The 18,299-nt window shown below is 42.3% G+C and carries 17 protein-coding genes; 5 read left to right on the top strand and 12 right to left on the bottom strand.

All coding sequences use genetic code 11. From position 1 onward, the window contains the following. Nucleotides 1-358 precede the first annotated feature (358 nt). On the top strand, nucleotides 359-1,042 hold the full coding sequence (locus WMO75_RS06375) for a fibronectin type III domain-containing protein (RefSeq protein WP_349077791.1): 684 nt from the start codon (nucleotides 359-361) through the stop codon (nucleotides 1,040-1,042). Nucleotides 1,043-1,101: 59 nt separating this feature from the next. Here the strand turns inward: WMO75_RS06375 and WMO75_RS06370 are convergent, their stop codons facing one another. The 12 genes from WMO75_RS06370 to rpmH form a co-directional block, all read right to left on the bottom strand. Next, the gene (locus WMO75_RS06370) at nucleotides 1,102-2,760 is read right to left on the bottom strand and encodes a DUF4340 domain-containing protein (RefSeq protein WP_349077789.1); all 1,659 of its coding nucleotides are present in this window, start codon (nucleotides 2,758-2,760) and stop codon (nucleotides 1,102-1,104) included. Further along, nucleotides 2,760-4,256 (bottom strand): GldG family protein, encoded by a 1,497-nt coding sequence (locus WMO75_RS06365; protein WP_118698524.1) that lies wholly within the window; start codon nucleotides 4,254-4,256, stop codon nucleotides 2,760-2,762. The genes WMO75_RS06370 and WMO75_RS06365 overlap by 1 nt, the downstream gene beginning before the upstream one ends. Nucleotides 4,257-4,269: 13 nt before the next feature. Further along, nucleotides 4,270-5,133 carry an ABC transporter permease gene (locus WMO75_RS06360; RefSeq protein WP_118698523.1) on the bottom strand — a complete coding sequence of 288 codons (864 nt, stop codon included), beginning with the start codon at nucleotides 5,131-5,133 and terminating at the stop codon, nucleotides 4,270-4,272. Continuing rightward, complete coding sequence (locus WMO75_RS06355) at nucleotides 5,130-6,110, bottom strand: ABC transporter ATP-binding protein (protein WP_349077787.1); 981 nt, start codon at nucleotides 6,108-6,110, stop codon at nucleotides 5,130-5,132. The genes WMO75_RS06360 and WMO75_RS06355 overlap by 4 nt, the downstream gene beginning before the upstream one ends. 196 nt (nucleotides 6,111-6,306) lie before the next feature. Further along, nucleotides 6,307-7,029, bottom strand: a complete 723-nt coding sequence (rsmG, locus tag WMO75_RS06350; RefSeq protein ID WP_118698521.1) for a 16S rRNA (guanine(527)-N(7))-methyltransferase RsmG — start codon at nucleotides 7,027-7,029, stop codon at nucleotides 6,307-6,309. Between the two features lie 15 nt (nucleotides 7,030-7,044). Further along, nucleotides 7,045-8,934 (bottom strand): tRNA uridine-5-carboxymethylaminomethyl(34) synthesis enzyme MnmG, encoded by a 1,890-nt coding sequence (gene mnmG, locus WMO75_RS06345; protein WP_118698520.1) that lies wholly within the window; start codon nucleotides 8,932-8,934, stop codon nucleotides 7,045-7,047. 30 nt (nucleotides 8,935-8,964) lie between these two features. Then, nucleotides 8,965-10,338 (bottom strand): tRNA uridine-5-carboxymethylaminomethyl(34) synthesis GTPase MnmE, encoded by a 1,374-nt coding sequence (gene mnmE, locus WMO75_RS06340; protein ID WP_022213275.1) that lies wholly within the window; start codon nucleotides 10,336-10,338, stop codon nucleotides 8,965-8,967. A gap of 270 nt (nucleotides 10,339-10,608) precedes the next feature. Beyond that, on the bottom strand, nucleotides 10,609-11,556 hold the full coding sequence (gene jag, locus WMO75_RS06335) for an RNA-binding cell elongation regulator Jag/EloR (protein WP_118698519.1): 948 nt from the start codon (nucleotides 11,554-11,556) through the stop codon (nucleotides 10,609-10,611). Nucleotides 11,557-11,579: 23 nt separating this feature from the next. After that, nucleotides 11,580-12,839 (bottom strand): YidC/Oxa1 family membrane protein insertase, encoded by a 1,260-nt coding sequence (locus WMO75_RS06330; RefSeq protein ID WP_199704977.1) that lies wholly within the window; start codon nucleotides 12,837-12,839, stop codon nucleotides 11,580-11,582. Between the two features lie 67 nt (nucleotides 12,840-12,906). Beyond that, entirely contained in the window at nucleotides 12,907-13,116 is a 210-nt protein-coding gene (yidD, locus tag WMO75_RS06325) for a membrane protein insertion efficiency factor YidD (RefSeq protein WP_118252502.1), read from the bottom strand. Continuing rightward, nucleotides 13,097-13,462 (bottom strand): ribonuclease P protein component, encoded by a 366-nt coding sequence (gene rnpA, locus WMO75_RS06320; protein ID WP_118252503.1) that lies wholly within the window; start codon nucleotides 13,460-13,462, stop codon nucleotides 13,097-13,099. Before rnpA ends, yidD begins: the two co-directional genes overlap by 20 nt. A 55-nt stretch (nucleotides 13,463-13,517) precedes the next feature. Further along, nucleotides 13,518-13,652, bottom strand: coding sequence for a 50S ribosomal protein L34 (rpmH, locus tag WMO75_RS06315; RefSeq protein WP_005423866.1), 135 nt, complete (start codon nucleotides 13,650-13,652; stop codon nucleotides 13,518-13,520). 622 nt (nucleotides 13,653-14,274) lie between these two features. On the opposite strand from rpmH, the gene dnaA reads away from it, so the two are divergent. The 4 genes from dnaA (at nucleotide 14,275) to recF (ending at nucleotide 18,264) form a co-directional block, all read left to right on the top strand. After that, complete coding sequence (dnaA, locus tag WMO75_RS06310) at nucleotides 14,275-15,648, top strand: chromosomal replication initiator protein DnaA (protein WP_173906940.1); 1,374 nt, start codon at nucleotides 14,275-14,277, stop codon at nucleotides 15,646-15,648. Nucleotides 15,649-15,839: 191 nt separating this feature from the next. Then, nucleotides 15,840-16,955 (top strand): DNA polymerase III subunit beta, encoded by a 1,116-nt coding sequence (gene dnaN, locus WMO75_RS06305; RefSeq protein ID WP_349077783.1) that lies wholly within the window; start codon nucleotides 15,840-15,842, stop codon nucleotides 16,953-16,955. 11 nt (nucleotides 16,956-16,966) lie between these two features. Beyond that, nucleotides 16,967-17,176, top strand: coding sequence for an RNA-binding S4 domain-containing protein (locus tag WMO75_RS06300; RefSeq protein ID WP_118698517.1), 210 nt, complete (start codon nucleotides 16,967-16,969; stop codon nucleotides 17,174-17,176). Between the two features lie 2 nt (nucleotides 17,177-17,178). Next, entirely contained in the window at nucleotides 17,179-18,264 is a 1,086-nt protein-coding gene (gene recF / locus WMO75_RS06295; protein WP_022213780.1) for a DNA replication/repair protein RecF, read from the top strand. The last annotated feature ends 35 nt before the right edge of the window (nucleotides 18,265-18,299 follow it).

Genomic DNA, 18,299 nt, shown 5'->3' with positions numbered 1-18,299 from the left:
ATGTCCTACAAATAAGATAGCACATTTTGTTGAAGTTTCTTTATATTTTATTTTATCTAGCACAACAAGTTAATTTACTCAATATTATATCAATCCTGTTTTCCTACATCAATATTAATTCTCGAATAACAGCAATAAAGCCAATTTTCTCTTCCTTCATATTCTTTTAAAATATACAGCCTACTACTTCCACCTACTTATCTGCCACTGACCACATTTCTTAATATCCTACCCATCCTGTCTCAATGTATTACTCCCCTCATGCTAATACAAGGTGAGAAATTTTTATTCTTTTTCTATTGTATCCTCCCCGCAGACACGCTACAATAAACTTATCAAAAACCAAGGAGGAACGCCCATGAAAATGAAAAATTTCAAAAAACTATTCGCAGTTCTTATTGCAGTCTGTATGATGGTCATCGGACTTCCGGTTGCTTCACAGGCGGCGGTCAGAGTATCCGCCCCCAGATTAAAGAGTGCAAAGTCTGCCAGCAACGGCATACAGCTCACCTGGAGCAAAGTCTCAAACGCTTCCGGATATGTGATCTACCGGAATAACAAATGTATCGGTGGGGTAAAGGGAAACAAAACCGTCTCCTACATTGACCGCAAGACCAAAACAGGAAGCAGATATACTTACCTCGTAAGAGCCTTCCGCCAGTATGGAAAAAAACGGGTTTACAGCAGTGCCAGCAACCGGCTTCAGGGAGTTCGAAAAGCCGTCAACAATAATGGGCTTGGAACTCCGGTTCAGACTGGTGTCCGTTTCTGGAAAAACCTTAGTGCCAATGGTGCAAATGGCGTAACTTACGGAACAACCTGGAAGAAAGTAAAAGGAGCCTATGGATATCAGATTCAGATCTGGGGAAGGGAATTCGGAAGTTCTCATACTTATTCCAAATTCACAAGACAAACTAAATTCGGTGAAAGCTTCTCCAGCTTAGATAAAATCGGAATGAGAATCCGGGCATACAAGATCGTCGGTAAAAAGAAAGTATTCGGACCGTTCAGCAACTGGTCCTTCAGCAATGTCCATTTTTAAATATCTGTAAAAAGACCGCCCGGGCTGATCATTTTCATATCAGTCCGGGCGGTCTTTTTTTATTCGGCCTGTGCTGGTGTTGCCGTAACTTCTGCATCCTCTGAAGTTTCTTCAGAATCCGTAGTTTCGGAATCTGTGTCTTTTGTATCTGCATTTATCACATCCTGATATGCTTCATCCATATCGCGGATATTCATCTTGTTGACCAAATAGACTTTGTCTCCGACAACTGCTGCATAGAAGTTTGTATCGTACTCATAATACTCTGCGGTTGTCTCATTGCCATCGGTATCTTTGAATACGAAAGTATATGCCGGATCACCTTCCGGGGTGTATTTTTCAGTAAGGCGCTGCTGTGCAGTCATATTGATAAGTTTGTTGTAGAACGTTGTAAAGGTCGTATCATCCAGATCTGCATCATCAAGCTTGTAGGAAACCGTTGTTGTTTCTTCTGCATCCTCATCATCGCTGTCTTTGGATGTTTCTCTCGTCACAGTTACTGTATGATCACCATCTGATGATTTTACTTCCAGGGAATCCAGACTGTTGACAGAGAGGTAATTTACAGAAAGACTGTAGAAATCAGAAGCCTTGCTGTCCAGGATATCTGTCAGAGAGTCTTTCGTAATCGTGTAGACTTCTTTGCTGTCATCTACTTTCACATAGCGGTCATCTCCTGTTTCATCACCGACATAGATGGTAATCTCTTTCTCCACTGTTTTTGTTTCTGTATCCTCAGAGTCCGCATCAGAATCTTCTGTATCTGTGTCCTCTGATGTCTCATCGGCATCTGTAGTATCGGTATTCTCTGAATCCGCATCTCCTGATGTTGTATCAGAATCTTCATCTGCTGTAGTCTCGGAATCTGCATCTTCCGCTTCCTCAGAATCATCCCCCTCTACCGCTTCTTCCTCCGTATATTTCGCAGTGATCACTGCATACGGATCATCAAATCCATATTTGGAATCGTCTGTACAGTTGTAATCCACAAAGCTGTCATATGCCAGTGAACCGATTGCTGATGTCACCGTTCCGGTCTTATCGGTATCTGCTTTTTCGGATGTCTTTCCATCTGACACATTCCAGAAGAGATTGTCAGAATCCTGGGTCAGTTCATAGCCATCTTCTTTATCAACTTTAACCTCTGTGATCGTTGAGGAAGTTACCGATGGGAACGTTCCGCTCTCTGCAAAGTCATACAGAGTTCCCATGAATGGCTCCACTGCGGAGCTGTCTACCAGATATACATTCTTGTCATCATCGCTTTTCTTCACATAATACTGGCTGGTGGATTCATTCTCCATGCCGATCTGAAGTACTGTATCTCCGTCATCTGTCGTAAGTTTGATCTCATTCTGTGGAGAATCCAGATCATATTCACTTAAATCCTCCACATCAGAGATTTCCTGTGCAGCAGAGAGGGATGCGATCCCTCCCACTGCAGTATTTACAGTATCCTGATCCACCGGGAAATCCGCATCGCTTTTTTCCGACCAGGCGTCGTCTTTTTTGTCAAATTCTACATTGTCCTGTCCTGCTGTGAATGCAACCGAAGTAATATCATCTGTAGACAGGCTGGTCAGTTCAACACTTGTGTCCTCTTCCTCAGATTCTTTCTTTTCCTGAGAAGAAACATAAGAATTTACGCCCACATAAGCTCCGGACACCACGCCAAGTGCAACTACAGCAGAGACAAGTTTTATTGTCTTTTTTTTCATTATGCTTTTCTCCTTTTCAGCCATACGCCGAAGCCGATCACCAGAAATGCAACCGGAATCAGACCCATGATAATGATCTTCCAGAAACTTGCATCATAGGCAGTCAGAGTCAGGTAAGAAACCTGGAGGTCTTTTGCCGAAACAGAAATCGTAGAAGTTTCATCGGAGCTGCACATCCAGCTTAAGGATTCCATGATCATCTGCTCATTTCCACCGGATACCATCTGATTGATCTGGCTGTCCATCAGATTGGAGGAAGCATAATAAACGATCTGTGTTTCTTTGTCATCATCCAGAGATTCTGTGATGCTTACACCTAGGTCAAATGGTCCCTTGATATCGTCATCTGTTTCCTCAATGCTTCCACTGTTTACATCCACCTTGGAATATGCACTGTCTGATGTAGTAAGAAGACTCTCTATCGTTACCGTATCTCTCACATCATCTGTTTTCTGGATACCCTGTGCTGTAGGCATCAGCACATAATATCCCTTGGAAGCAAAATCTGTGATCGCATCTGTGCTGTTAACTGTCGGAACCAGATAATATGGCATCTGTGCGTAATGCTGGGAATCTCCCTCAATCACGATTCCCTCTGTTCTCTCTACGCCGTAATTTGCAAGTACAGCGTCAAAGTTTGTCATGGATTCTTCCGTATAATCAGAGAAGATCATAGCCTTGCCGCCGTTTTCCAGATACTCGATGATCGCATCTTTTTCTGTCTCGGAAATATCACTTGTCGGTGCGTTGATCAGCAGGCAGGCTGCATCATCCGGCACGCTCTCTTCTGTCAGAAGATTCAGGGACTGGATATCGATATTCGCTTTCTCGATATCTTCTTTTAAGGTAGAATCGAGTTCCTTCTCTCCATGTCCGTCGAGTGTGTACAGGATCGGAAGATTTTCGGATGTTACATAAGAGATCGCGCTGTCGATCTGTCCTTCGCCGTCGAATCCTGTTGTTGTATAACTGTAAGTGTTATAGTCCATGGAGGACTGGTAGATCGTATCGTAAGATACGACTTTGCTTCTGTCACCGCATACAACGATCAGGCTGTTTGCAGAAACATCATCACTTGTATACTGAGAAGTAAATTTCGGATTTACAACAGGGTCTTTTGTCTCAACTTTAATATGCGAAGATTCTTCCGCATATTTTTCCAGAAGTCTCTTTAATGTCTCATCCTCAGAACCACTCTGGACAACCTGATAGATCGTGATATCCTTGTCCAGCTTCTTGAGATAAGCTTTCGTCTCATCGCCGATACTATAAAGCTTCTGTGAGCTTACATCAAACTCTGTATATTTGGATGGCAGAGATCCGACGATCATATTGATCACAATTACGATCACAATAAAAATCGCACTGATCACAACACTATAGGAACCGTTTTTCAGATATTTTCCATTCATGGATTCTTTAATCCTCTGCTTTAACGGCTTCTTTTCTTTCTTGTTCTGCCCGTCTTTTTTGTTAAACTTTTCCTTCAGTTTCATCTTTCTCGCCTCCTTAATTCCAACGTCTCTTCGCAATAGACTGTACGGTCAGGAAAAGACAAACTGCGATCACTGACACGAAATACAGGATTCCCTTGATGTCAAAGATCGAATTGGCAAAGTTATCAAAATGGCTGCTCAGGTTAACGATATTCAGAACCTTCTGGATCCCGCCTGAGAAGAAAGAAGAATTTACCACATATATAATCGCAAGAATGATCTCTCCGATCACACATACTGCTGCCGAGATCAGCAGATTCTTGATCATCGTATAAATGATCAGAGCTGCCGCAAGGATCAGAAGTCCAAATGTAATGCAGGTAGACAGAGCTCCCTCTGAAAAGAATGAGGAAATTCCGTTCATCATATAAAATGCAAATAGAAATACAAAGGTAAGAACTGCTGCAATAACCTGACTCTCAGTCAGGGAAGATACAAATACACCAATTGCAAGGTTTGCACAGCCAAGCAGAAAAAATCCCAGAATACCTGTATAGGCTCCTGCAAAAGAAACTGTTCCGAATTTTGACATCAGAAGTGGGTAAAAGCACATGATGACCATCGGAATCGCAAAGATCGTTACCAGTGCAAGATATTTACCAAGAACGATCTGGCCGACAGAAACCGGCGCTGTCAGAAGCAGCTGGTCTGTCTTCTGTTTCCGTTCTTCTGCAAGAACTCTCATGGTCAGAATTGGAACGCTGATCAGAAATACAAAGGTCAGCGCACTTAACGTATATTCAAATTTCGGATAAGCTGCTGCCAGCTGATAGGCCGAAAAATAAATACCTGTAAGAAGCAGGATAAAGAAAATAAACAAATATCCTACCATAGATGTGAGATAACTTCTCAGCTCTCTCTTATATACTGCTGTCATTTCGTTTCTCCCTCCCTCTCCGGTTCCTCAGGTTTTTTCTTCTTGTCATCTTCGGTCAGCTCCAGGAAGATCTCTTCGAGGGATACTTTCTTGGACTGCATTTCAAGGATCGGATAATGATGTTCTGCCATCTTAAAGAAAACTTCCTCACGGATATCTGTACTTTCTTCTGTGGAAAGTTTCACTTCCCAGCCTTCCTGATCCTTGGCTGCGTTGATCGCGATCTCCTTGATCCCCTCGATCTCTCCAAGCAGAATACGGATCTTGTCCTTATCTCCTTTGACAAGAAGTGACAGATTGTTGGAACCCTGCGCGAGTTTCCCCAGGTTATCCGGCGTATCGCTGGCAACCAGTTTGCCATGAGAAATGATCAATACATAATCACATACTGCACTTACCTCAGAAAGAATATGAGAACTCAGGATAACGGTATGTTTCTTTTTAAGGCTCTTGATCAGATCGCGGATCTCTATGATCTGCTTCGGGTCAAGTCCTACTGTCGGCTCATCCAGGATGATAACTTCCGGATATCCTAGGATCGCCTGTGCAAGTCCAACTCTCTGTCTGTAACCTTTGGACAGATTTTTGATCAGGCGGTTACGCATATCTGAGATCTTGACCATCTCCATGACTTCTTCAACCATGGATTTCTTTTCGTTTTTTGGGATTTTTTTGAGATCAGCGGCGAAATTCATATATTCGAGCACTGTCATATCGAAATAAAGAGGCGGAATTTCCGGCAGATAACCGATACATTTCTTTGCCTGTTCCGGTTCTTCCAGTATGTCATGACCGTCAATGGTTACCGTTCCTTCCGTAGATGCTATATAACCGGTAATCATGTTCATAGTCGTTGATTTACCAGCTCCGTTCGGCCCGAGAAAGCCGTAGATTTTTCCCTTCTCTATCTTAAAAGAAAGGTGGTCAACTGCTGTATGGTCGCCATAACGTTTGACCAAATTGTTTACTTCAATCACAAAATTCTCCTCCTTTTCTTTACAAACAGAAGATGCTTCCGGGCGAAACAGAGATAGGGGGGGTACCCGGAAACATCTTTTATTACAGAGCGGATCTTACATCCGCTCCTTGAAATATTCTATGAGAAAGTTGTGATAAAAATTGGATAAATCTGTGAGGATTCTGTGAAAAGGAATTTGAGAAATTCAGGATAATTTATGACAAAGGTTCTTTAAGCGGAGTACCCGCTTTGCGTGGATAACGTCCCGGGGTCGCTTTGACCTTCTCGATCACAACGAGGGAGCGCTGGATCTCTGAATCCGGAAGCTGGAAATAGACAACATCCTGGATCCTGCCGCCGAGGATCTTGACTGCTTTCTGTGCCTGCTCTACTTCTTCCTGTACAGTACCTGATTTATAGGAAATAAAAAATCCACCTGTCTTCACATATGGAAGACAGTATTCTGATAAAGTTGCCAGATTGGATACCGCACGGGAAACACAGAGATCATAAGTTTCGCGGTATGCTTTGTTTTTGGCAAATTCTTCGGCTCTGCCGTGGATCGCAGTGATATTCTCCAGTTTCAGAAGCTGGAAAGTCTCCTCAAGGAAGTTCACTCTTTTTTTGAGAGAATCCAGAAGGCAGGCTTCCAGATGCGGGAACGCGATCTTGAGCGGAACGCCCGGAAAACCTGCACCTGTTCCGATATCCATGATCCTGTTTACCTTGCTCATATCCACTGCTTTTACGCAGGCAAGGCTGTCCAGGAAGTGCTTTACCAGCACTTCCTGAAATTCTGTGATACCGGTCAGGTTCATGACTTTATTTTTTTCTACAAGATATTCGTAAAAATCTGTAAACTGCTTTTTCTGGACTTCATCGAGAGTGATGCCAAGTTCCTGGCAGCCTTCTTCCAGTATTGTTAAATCATATGCCATTGATCTGCTCCTTCTTTATGCATTTCGTCTGTACTGTTCCAGATATACAAGAAGCACAGAGATATCTGCCGGAGATACGCCGGAAATTCTGGACGCCTGTCCGATAGATACCGGGCGGTATTCTTCCAGTTTCTGTCTTGCTTCAATACGGAGGCTTCCGACTTTTTCATAATCCAAGTCCTCCGGGATCTTCTTTGCTTCCAGTTTCTTGAACTGTTCTACCTGTTTCATCTGACGCTTGATGTAGCCTTCGTATTTCAGATTGATCTCAACCTGTTCTTTTACGTCCCATGGAAGTTCCGGACGTTCTTTGTCGATCGGCGCAAGGTCTTCATAAGTGAGTTCCGGTCTGCGAATCAGTTCTGCGATGGTTGTTCCGGATTTCAGAAGAGTGCTTCCTTTTTCTTCAAGGAGCTTCTGCACTTCCGGATTTCCTCCGATCGTCGCATGTTCTGTTCGCTCAATTTCTCTTGCGATCGCTGCTTCTTTTTCAAGAAGTTTCTGATAAGTCTCCTCGTCGATCAGACCGACCTGATAACCTTTCTTGCGGAGACGTAAATCTGCATTATCCTGTCTGAGAAGCAGACGGTATTCTGCACGGCTTGTCATCATACGATATGGTTCGTGGTTTTCTTTCGTAACAAGGTCATCGATCAGAACGCCGATATATGCCTCGGAACGGTCAAGGATCAGCTGTTCCTGTCCCTTAACTTCCATAGCCGCATTGATTCCGGCGATCAGTCCCTGTGCAGCTGCTTCTTCATATCCTGAGCTTCCGTTGAACTGTCCGCCGCTGAAAAGTCCCTTGATCTTCTTGAATTCCAGTGTCGGATAAAGCTGCCGCGGATTGATGCAGTCATACTCGATCGCATAGGCGTTCTTTACGATCTTTGCATGCTCCAGTCCCGGTACGGAGTGGTACATCTCATCCTGAACATCTTCAGGAAGGGAGCTTGACATTCCACCGACATACATCTCGTTTGTATAAAGTCCTTCTGGCTCGATAAATACCTGATGGCGTTTCTTATCAGCAAATCTTACTACTTTGTCCTCGATGGACGGGCAGTATCTCGGTCCTGTTCCCTCGATCATTCCGGAATACAGAGGGGAACGGTCAAGGTTTGCACGAATGATCTCGTGTGTTTTTTCGTTTGTGTAGGTAAGCCAGCAGGATTTTTGCTCGATCTGCACGCTTTCCGGGTCTGTGAAAAAAGAGAACGGTACAACTCTCTTATCACCAAACTGTTCTTCCATCTTGGAATAGTCGATGGTATTTCCTGCGATTCGTGCCGGTGTTCCTGTCTTGAAACGGAACATTTCGATTCCAAGTTCCTTGAGTGAATCCGTCAGATAGTTTGCCGCCTGCAGTCCGTTCGGACCTGTATAGTTGCTGACATCACCATAAATACAGCGTGCCTTGAGGTAAGTTCCTGTGCAGAGTACGACCGCCTGGCAGTGATAAACTGCACCTGAATATAATTTTACACCTGTGATCTTTCCATCTTCTACAAGAAGTTTGGTTACTTCTCCCTGTTTGATCGTAAGGTTTGACTGGTTTTCCAGAGTCTTACGCATCTCTGTGCTGTATGCCTGTTTGTCTGCCTGCGCTCTGAGTGAGTGAACTGCAGGTCCCTTGGACTGGTTCAGCATTTTGGACTGAATAAAAGTCTTGTCAATATTTTTGCCCATTTCCCCGCCGAGTGCATCCAGCTCTCTTACCAGATGTCCCTTGGAGCTGCCTCCTACGTTCGGGTTACACGGCATCAGTGCGATACTGTCCACACTGACTGTAAACATTACGGTATCAAGTCCCAGTCTTGCACAGGCAAGAGCTGCTTCACATCCTGCATGACCGGCTCCAACTACAACGATATCACAGTTTTTCTCCAGTCTTCTGTCCTCCATTTTTATCTTCCCTTCTTTTCTAAATTGCGTTTATTTTCCTGTACAGAATTTACTGAAGATCTCATTGACCAGATCCTCCCCTACGGATTCTCCCACGATCCTTCCGAGGCTTTCGTAGGCATTCATAAGGTCGATGGAAAAGAAATCTTCTGCCATTCCCATATCAATACTGTTCTTCACAAGTTCCAGGCTTTCTTTCGCTTCTTCCAGTGCAGCTTTGTGTCTTGCATTTGTGATGTATACTTCATCATTAAAAGAAAGTTCTCCCTGGAAAAACATGTTCTTGATCTCATCTTCCAGTTTACGGATCCCTGTTTCTTCCACTACAGAAACAGGGATCACCGGACTTCCGGTACGCTGCTTTATTTTCTCCATATCTACGACCGGCTCAAGGTCTGTCTTGTTGTAGATCACGATGCTTTTTCTTCCGGAAAGTAATTCTATGATCTCTTCATCGTTTTCGTCAAGTGGTCTGGATGAATCTACAACATACAGGATAAGGTCTGCGTCCTCTGCCATCTGTTTGGCTTTGCCGACTCCGATCTTTTCCACTACATCCTCGGTTTCGCGGATTCCTGCGGTATCGATCACGCGAAGTGTAATTCCGTTCAGAGAAATGTATTCCTCCAGGATATCCCTCGTTGTGCCTTCGATCTCTGTGACGATCGCGCGGTCTTCGCCTACCAGGAAATTGAGGAGGGAAGATTTGCCGGCATTTGGTTTACCGAGGATAACTGTCTTGATCCCCTCCTGGATCATTCTTCCGTCGTCGGCAGTTTTCAACAGGTCCTGGATCTCTTTGGTCTCTTTATCCACAATGACTCTTAATTCCTGTGGATAGCCGGTGAGATCGTAGTGCTCCGGATCATCCAGGGCAGATTCTATATATGCGATCTGGTAGAGCAGTCTGCTCCGGATCTCTTTTACGGCACGCTGTACGGAGCCTTTGAGCTGTTCTACGGAGCTCTTGAGTGCCATGGAGTTTTTGGCCTGAATGACATCCATGACAGCCTCCGCCTGCGACAGATCCAGCCTTCCGTTTAAGAAAGCTCTCTTTGTAAATTCTCCTGGTTCTGCGATCACGGCTCCGTTTTTGAGCACGGTTTCCAGAACCTTCTTCATGGCATAGACTCCGCCATGACAATCTATTTCTACGGTGTCCTCACCAGTATAAGTGTGAGGTCCTCTCATGATCATAACCAGAACTTCATCAACCACATCTTCTCCATCATAGATGAAACCGTAATGGATCGTGTGGCTCTGTACTTCCCTGATATTTTTCTTTCCGTTTTTGGAACGATAGATCCGGGAAATCACATCCATTGCTTCATCTCCGCTGATACGGACGATCCCGATTCCGGACGCACTCATAGCAGTTGAGATCGCAGCGATCGTTTTTTCCATAATTCCTCCTTATAAAAAAAATGTTATCCCAGAAGAAAGCACACGCCAATCACGTGTTATTCACGCTTTCACCTAGAATAACATTTTATATTTCAGTTGTGAACTGTTTTCACTGCTGATTTAATGTTACTGTTCACTTCGTTCACAGTAACTTGGTCAAAATCCATTCCAAATCACCTACGGTGATGGGATTTTGCCCTGTATGTCTCGGGATTTTGCCATATTCATGGCAAAACACCTCGCGGGATACTACCTGTGAGCAGTAACACTTTAGTATCTCTTTAATTTGACAACTACGTGACGGTATGGTTCTTCACCTTCACTTACTGTCTCTACGAATTTATTTCCCTGAAGTGCAGAATGGATGATTCTTCTCTCGTAAGGATTCATTGGCTCGAGAACTACAGATTTTCTTGTTTTCTTGACCTTGTAGGCGATTCCCCTTGCCAGGTTCTCGAGAGTTTCTTTTCTGCGTCTTCTGTAATCCTCTGTATCGAGTTTTACTCTGATATAGTCGGATTTGCCTTTGTTTACAACGAGGCTTGTAAGGTACTGGAGAGAATCAAGTGTCTGTCCTCTCTTACCGATCAGGATTCCCATATCCTGGCCTTCAAAATCGACTTCCAGACAGCCATCTGTTGTGTTATATTTGGATGTGATCTGGACTTCTCCGAGATCCATGGATGCAAATACATCATGAAGGAAAACAGATGCTCTCTCTTCGATCTCTTTGATCTCTGCCGGATCAGTGATGATCTCGATCGGCTTGGATACTCTTACCGGTTTTTCTTTGGCCGGTTTCAGCTCCCTTACTGGTTTCTCTTTGTAAACTCTTTCTTTCGGCTGTTTCTCTCTGACCGGTTTTGCAGGTTTTTCTTCTCTCGCTGCCTCTGGCTTTACTTCTTGTTTATTAGAAGTTCTGGCAGGTGCCTTTGGTGCCGGCTTCGGTGAAGATTTCTTCTGTTCCGGTTTCGGCTCGTCCTTGAATGCATCCAGTTTGACAGAAGCTACGATTTCCTCGAGTTCCTTTTCTTCTGAATGATCCTCTACTTTGCGAGCTTTAATGATCGCAGGCTTACTTCCAATTCCGAAAAATCCGGAACTTCCTTCGCTGATTACCTGAATGTCAAGCTGATCACTGGTCACGCCCAGTTCAATACATGCTTTTGTGATTGCTTCATTTTTGGTTTTTGCTGAAAACTGCATATATTCATTCATGATAAAACCCCGACCTTCCCTCTCTATTTCTTCTTGTTTTTCTCATCAAAAGCTTTGACCATATTTGCTTTTGCGGTAATGCTGCCTTCTTTTGCATGGGAAGCATTCTGGTAAGCTTCTTCTACTTTCTTCGCACGGTTTGCTTCATCAGAACCGCTCATACCTTTGTCGATCTTGTTGATATTCTTTACGCTCTGATGTGCCTGGTTTGTGATCTTCTGCGGCGGAAGTCCTTCTTTTGCACGTTTGGCTTCCATCTTCTTCATATTCTCGTTTACGAGATCATCAATGTTCATCTTGTTCAGGTGACGGTTGATGAGAAGCTGCTGGATACTTCTTACTACGGCACTTGCGATCCAGTAAATACCAAGACCTACCGGGAATGTGAAACAGAAAAATGCAGACATAAGCGGCATTACTGTATTCATAGTCTTCATGGAGCTTGCCATTGCATTATTCTCGCCACCGCCCTGTGTTGCTGCCTGTGGCATAAGCTTCAGGTTGAGCATCTGTGTTGCCCATGACAGAACCGGAATTGCAAGAGCTGCAATGATCAGGATCAGGGATCCTGTTTTGATATAGCTCAGCGGCTGGTCTGCGATGTTGAGCACACCAAAAGTCTGCATCTTCTGGATCTCGGAAGCAGTTTTGCTGATCTGATCTGAGAATCCGGAGAACTGACTGATATCCTGTAAGGATTTCCACTGGGATGGAGACAGAGCATACAGGAAATCTACGATAGAATCTGCATTATCTGTGACCTGTCTTACTCGTGTCATCTTGTTGTCTGTGATAAAGTTATTGACGATATCTGCAAATCCATCTACTGCAAGGATCTGTGTGCAGACACCATTGAACACATTATATACACTGCTTACATAAGCAGGGATATTCTGGATTACCTGATACAGAGCATACAGGATTGGGAGCTGGATAGCGAGCTGAACACAGCTTCCTGTAGGGGATACACCGTATTTCTGATATACCGCCTGGGTTTCCTCCTGCATCTTCATCATTGAATCCTGATCTTTTTTACCCTGATATTTCTTCTGGATTTTCTGGATCTCCGGCTGCATGATCGCACTCAGCTTAGAGAATTTCTGCTGTTTGATCTGCAGAGGAGTCATAAAAAGATAGATCAGAATACTGAAAATAATAATACAAAGGCCAAGGTTCTGAATTCCAACCATATCCAGCACTTTGTAGATACCGTTCATGATCCAGCCCATCACGATTGCGACCTGGCCGATGATCGGGGTACCACTTTTAGTAGCCAAAATCATACTTTCCAATTTACTTGTTCCTCCTGGATGATCTTATGGAACAACTTCATGATTGATCCATTTACCTTTATGGTACGGGATCATATCCCCCATGAGAAAAAGGATTACAACGTAATATTCTCCATATTGCCAGTAATCCTCCCCTGATTGCACCATATTTTTCGATTGCTTCCAAACCATATTGAGAACATGTGGGAATATAAGGACATTTAGTTCTCTTCATCGGTGATATATATTTCTGATAGAGACGAATCATTTTAATAAGAAGTTTCTTCATCAGTATGAACCTCTTCTATGATCTGATGTTTCCCTGCCAGATGCATGAAAGCACTCTCTATCTCCTGATAGCTCCTGCCCTTCGCTGCTGGTCTGGCAATTACAACAATATCAAGATTTCTCCTGAAAAGTTCTTCATTCAGACGATAGCTCTCTCTTACCAGTCTGGTGAGCCTGTGGCGAACCACACTATTCCCTACTTTTTTACTTACTGATATTCCCAGACGATTCTTCATGTACTGATTATCCAGTACGTACATCACCAGATACCGATTTGCTTTTGATGTTCCATGTCTGTATACCTGCTGAAAATCTTTGTTTTTCTTTAAGGACTCTGAATATTTCATCGAATCCCCTTTCTTTATTATAGAAGAAAAGACCACATAACTGCGGTCTTATATCTTAGGCTGATAACTGCTTTCTTCCTTTTAATCTTCTGGCTGCTAATACTTTACGGCCGCCCTTTGTGCTCATACGAGCTCTGAAACCATGAACTTTCGCTCTAGATCTTTTCTTTGGCTGAAATGTCATTTTCATAGGTAAAGCACCTCCTTTATCTATTATCCCTATTCATACTATTATCATAGAACATCGTTTTAATTATATTCATTCTGCACCCGTTCGTCAAGCAAAAATTCACAAAAAATCCAATAAAATTAAGTGTTTCCGACACTTTCAAAATAACCCACACTCAATTGTGGAAACATCTGGTTTACGTAAAGTTATCCACTTTTTGTGGATAACTTGTGGATAACTTAAACTTTTTCGGCTGTTTTATCCTCACATACCCCCATATTTTTACACATATTCCTAAAAAAATCCTTTATTTTACAGCATTCTCTCTGTGGACAAAGTTATACACATTCCACAGGGGTAATTATCCGCCTGTACGGATGTTATGTAAACTTACAGGGGCTTATCCACACTTTCCAACTTATGCACATGTGGATAAAGTGGATAACTTGTGGACAACACCCGATTTTAACCACACAAACCATTTTTTCAGGGGATAATTTTACACAAATAATGATTGATTAACCACTGGATTTATTATAATATATAAAAGGATATCTATGTCCAATTGACCAATTGTAACTGTGAAAGTACTGAACAGTTACGAATAATTTACACACATTCAAAGGAACCAGGAGTTTGAAATATGGATAAAGTTATAGAAAAATGGGATGAAATTCTTCAGACAGTCAAACGTGACTACAATATCAGCGACGTAGCCTTCAATACATGGCTCAAACCGCTCGAAGTCTACGATGTGACTGACAATGTCATCACAATTTTAGTCCCATCTGAACAGGTAGTTCTGATAAACCTTCTTAATAAAAAGTACAAACTTCTTCTCCAGGTTACCATCTGCGAACTGACTGGAATAAGTGAGTGCGATGTCAAATTCATATCTCCTGATGAAGCACCTCAGAAAGATGTTCCTTCTTATGATAATGCAGCACCTGCAATGTCAGATATCGAACGTCGCTGTGAAGATGCACATTTGAATCCGAAATACATTTTTGATACTTTCATTGTCGGAAATAATAACAAATTTGCTCAGGCCGCAGCCCTTGCTGTTGCAGAATCCCCGGGAGATACCTATAATCCGCTGTTTATCTACGGAGGTGCAGGACTTGGCAAGACTCATCTGATGCATTCCATCGCTCATTATATTATTGAACATGATGAAAACAGCAAAGTTTTGTATGTAACCAGTGAAGAATTCACAAATGAACTGATCGAAACGATCCGAAACGGAAATAACTCCGCAATGTCCAAATTCCGTGAAAAATACAGGAATATTGATGTTCTTCTGGTCGATGATATTCAGTTTATTATAGGAAAGGAATCCACACAGGAGGAATTTTTCCACACTTTCAACAGTCTGCACAGTGCCAAGAAACAGATCATCATTTCTTCAGATAAACCACCGAAAGATATGGAAATTCTGGAAGAACGCTTCCGTTCAAGATTCGAATGGGGTCTGATCGCAGATATTACCTTACCTGATTACGAGACCCGAATGGCAATTCTCCACAAAAAAGAAGAGCTCGAAGGCTACAATATCAGCGAAGAAGTCATTAATTACATTGCAACAAACATCAAATCCAATATCCGTGAGCTGGAAGGTGCCTTTAATAAGGTAATGGCAAGTTCCAAACTGGAGAAAAAGGAAGTAACCCTTGAACTTGCCGAGCAGGCACTCAAGGATATCATCTCCCCAAATGAGCAAAAAGTTATCACTCCGGATTATATTATTTCCGTTGTTGCAGAACACTATCATGTAACTGTAGCGGAACTCTGCGGAAACAAGCGTAGTTCCAAGATCGTCATGCCAAGACAGATCGCCATGTATCTCTGCCGTGAGATCATTGACACTTCTCTCAAGACGATCGGCAAAAATCTTGGTAACCGTGATCACACTACAATTATGCACGGAATTGAGAAAATCGAAAAAGAATTAGCAACAAATGATAACCTCAGAAACTCCATCGCTACCTTGAAGAAAAAAATTAATCCACAGGGTTAAGTGACTTATCCACACCCACTTTCAAAGTTATCTGGTAGTTTTACACGTAGTTATACAGTCCTCAAAACCTTTATTTTCAAGGTTTGAAAGACTTTTACACATAATCCCCATCCCCTAAGGCGGCTACGGCGGATATCTATATATTTATATATTTATAAAAGCAATTTTCAAACACGAAGGGAGTTATACACATGAAGATTATCTGTCCCAAAAATAATCTATTAAAAAGCGTAAATATTTCTTTGAAAGCTGTTCCTTCTAAAACAACCATGCCAATCCTTGAATGTATCCTTATGGATGCAACCACAAACCAGATCAAATTTACAACAAATGATATGGAACTGGGCATTGAAACAATCGTAGATGGACAAATCGAAGAAAAAGGAATGGTTGCACTTGATGCCAAAATCTTTTATGAAATCATCAGAAGACTTCCGGACAGTGATGTAACTATCAAAACTGACAACAACTATGTAGCAACGATCACCTGTGAAAAAGCCAAGTTTACAATTCCTGGCAAAGCAGGCGAAGATTTTGCATACCTTCCTGCTATCGAAAAAGACGAAGCACTGACCCTTTCTCAGTTTACTTTGAAAGAGATGATCCGTCAGACTATTTTTTCTATTGCAGTCAATGAAAACAACCGTTTGATGACTGGTGAATTGTTCGAAATCAAAGATAATTGTCTGAAGATTGTTTCTCTGGATGGACACCGTATTTCCATCAGAAAAATGTCATTGAAGCGAAATTATTCAGATCGCAAGATTGTCGTTCCAGGAAAGACACTCAGCGAGATCAGCAAAATCCTCTCTGGAGAAATTGACGATCAGGTTAGTATATATTTCACAAAAAACCACATTTTATTTGAATTTGATCGGACAATTGTGGTATCCAGACTGATTGAGGGAGAATATTTCCGAATTGATCAGATGCTTTCCAGTGATTACGATACAAAGATCAGTGTAAACAAGAAAGAATTCCTGAACTGTATTGACCGTGCAACACTTCTTGTAAGAGAAGGAGATAAGAAACCGATCGTAATTGAGATCAGTGATGGTAAGATGGAGCTGAAGATTGATTCTTCTATGGGATCTATGGATGAAGAGATCGACATTGAAAAAGAGGGTAAAGATATTCTTATCGGATTCAACCCGAAATTCCTGATCGATGCTTTGAAAGTTATTGATGATGAGACGATCCACATGTATCTGATGAATCCAAAAGCACCATGCTTCATCAGAGATGACGAAGAAACATATACTTATCTGATCTTACCAGTTAACATCAGTCAGAATCAGGCCAGATAAGGAGGAGGATTATTTTGGAAATTACGATCAGAGATGAATTTATCAAACTTGGACAGGCTTTGAAACTCGCCGGAGTTGTAGAGGACGGTGTTCAGGCAAAATATGAAATTCAGGATGGAAATGTAAAAGTAAATGGTGAAGTAGATCAGCGGCGTGGACGCAAAGTATACGTTGGTGATGTGATCACTTTTGAAGGTCAGGAAATCAAAGTTATAAAATAATTATGTATATTGAATCTGTACAACTTCAGAATTTTAGAAATTACCGTGAATTGCAGCTTGATTTTGACAAAGGTACAAATATTTTTTACGGAGATAATGCACAGGGAAAAACCAATATCCTGGAATCTGTCTATATCTGTGGAACGACAAAGTCCCACAAGGGCAGCAAGGATAAAGAACTGATACGGTTTGGGGAGGAAGAATCCCACATCCGCATGATGATCAAAAAAGACGGACTTTCCTACAAGATCGACATGCATCTTCGCAAAAACAAGGCAAAGGGAGTTGCAATTAACGGTCTTCCGATAAAAAAGGCAAGAGAACTGTTTGGAATCGTGAATCTTGTCTTTTTTTCACCGGAAGATTTAAATATTATCAAGAATGGTCCGGGGGAAAGACGCAGGTTTATGGACCTTGAACTCTGCCAGCTGGATCAGATCTATCTTACAGATCTGGCTGGATATAATCATATCGTGAACCAGAGAAATAAACTTCTCAAAGATATGTATCATAATCCGGCACTTAAGGATACGCTTGAAATATGGGATCTGCAGATGCTCCAGTACGGGCAGAAAGTCATCAGCAAAAGAAAAGAGTTCGTAAAAGATCTGAATACAGTCATAAAGGAAATCCACAGCAACCTGACAGGGGGAGAGGAACATATTGAAGTACTCTATGAGCCCAGTACGGAGGCTGAATTTTTTGAGGAAACTCTCAAAAAGAACAGAGACAGAGATATCCGGATGAAGATGACTTCCTCCGGACCTCACAGGGATGATCTTTGTTTTATGGTAAACGGGGTGGATATACGAAAGTTTGGCTCACAGGGGCAGCAGAGGACCGCAGCATTATCTTTGAAACTTTCAGAAATTTATCTTGTAAAAGAAAAGATCAAGGATACGCCGGTACTTTTGCTGGATGATGTACTTTCAGAGTTGGACAGCAACCGTCAGACCTATCTTCTTGACTGTATCCATGATATACAGACTCTGATCACCTGTACTGGACTGGATGATTTTGTAAGTCATCAGTTTCACCTGAACAAAGTTTTCAAAGTTGTCAAAGGAGAAGTGTTTGAGCCTGTTTAAAACAGAGTTCTATGGATAAACAGAAAACGTAAGAA

This window comes from Blautia intestinihominis, from assembly GCF_040096655.1.
Taxonomy (GTDB): Bacteria; Bacillota; Clostridia; order Lachnospirales; family Lachnospiraceae; genus Blautia_A; species Blautia_A intestinihominis.
The sequence above is the reverse complement of the archived record's forward strand: the minus strand, read 5'-3'. Positions and strand labels throughout refer to the sequence as shown.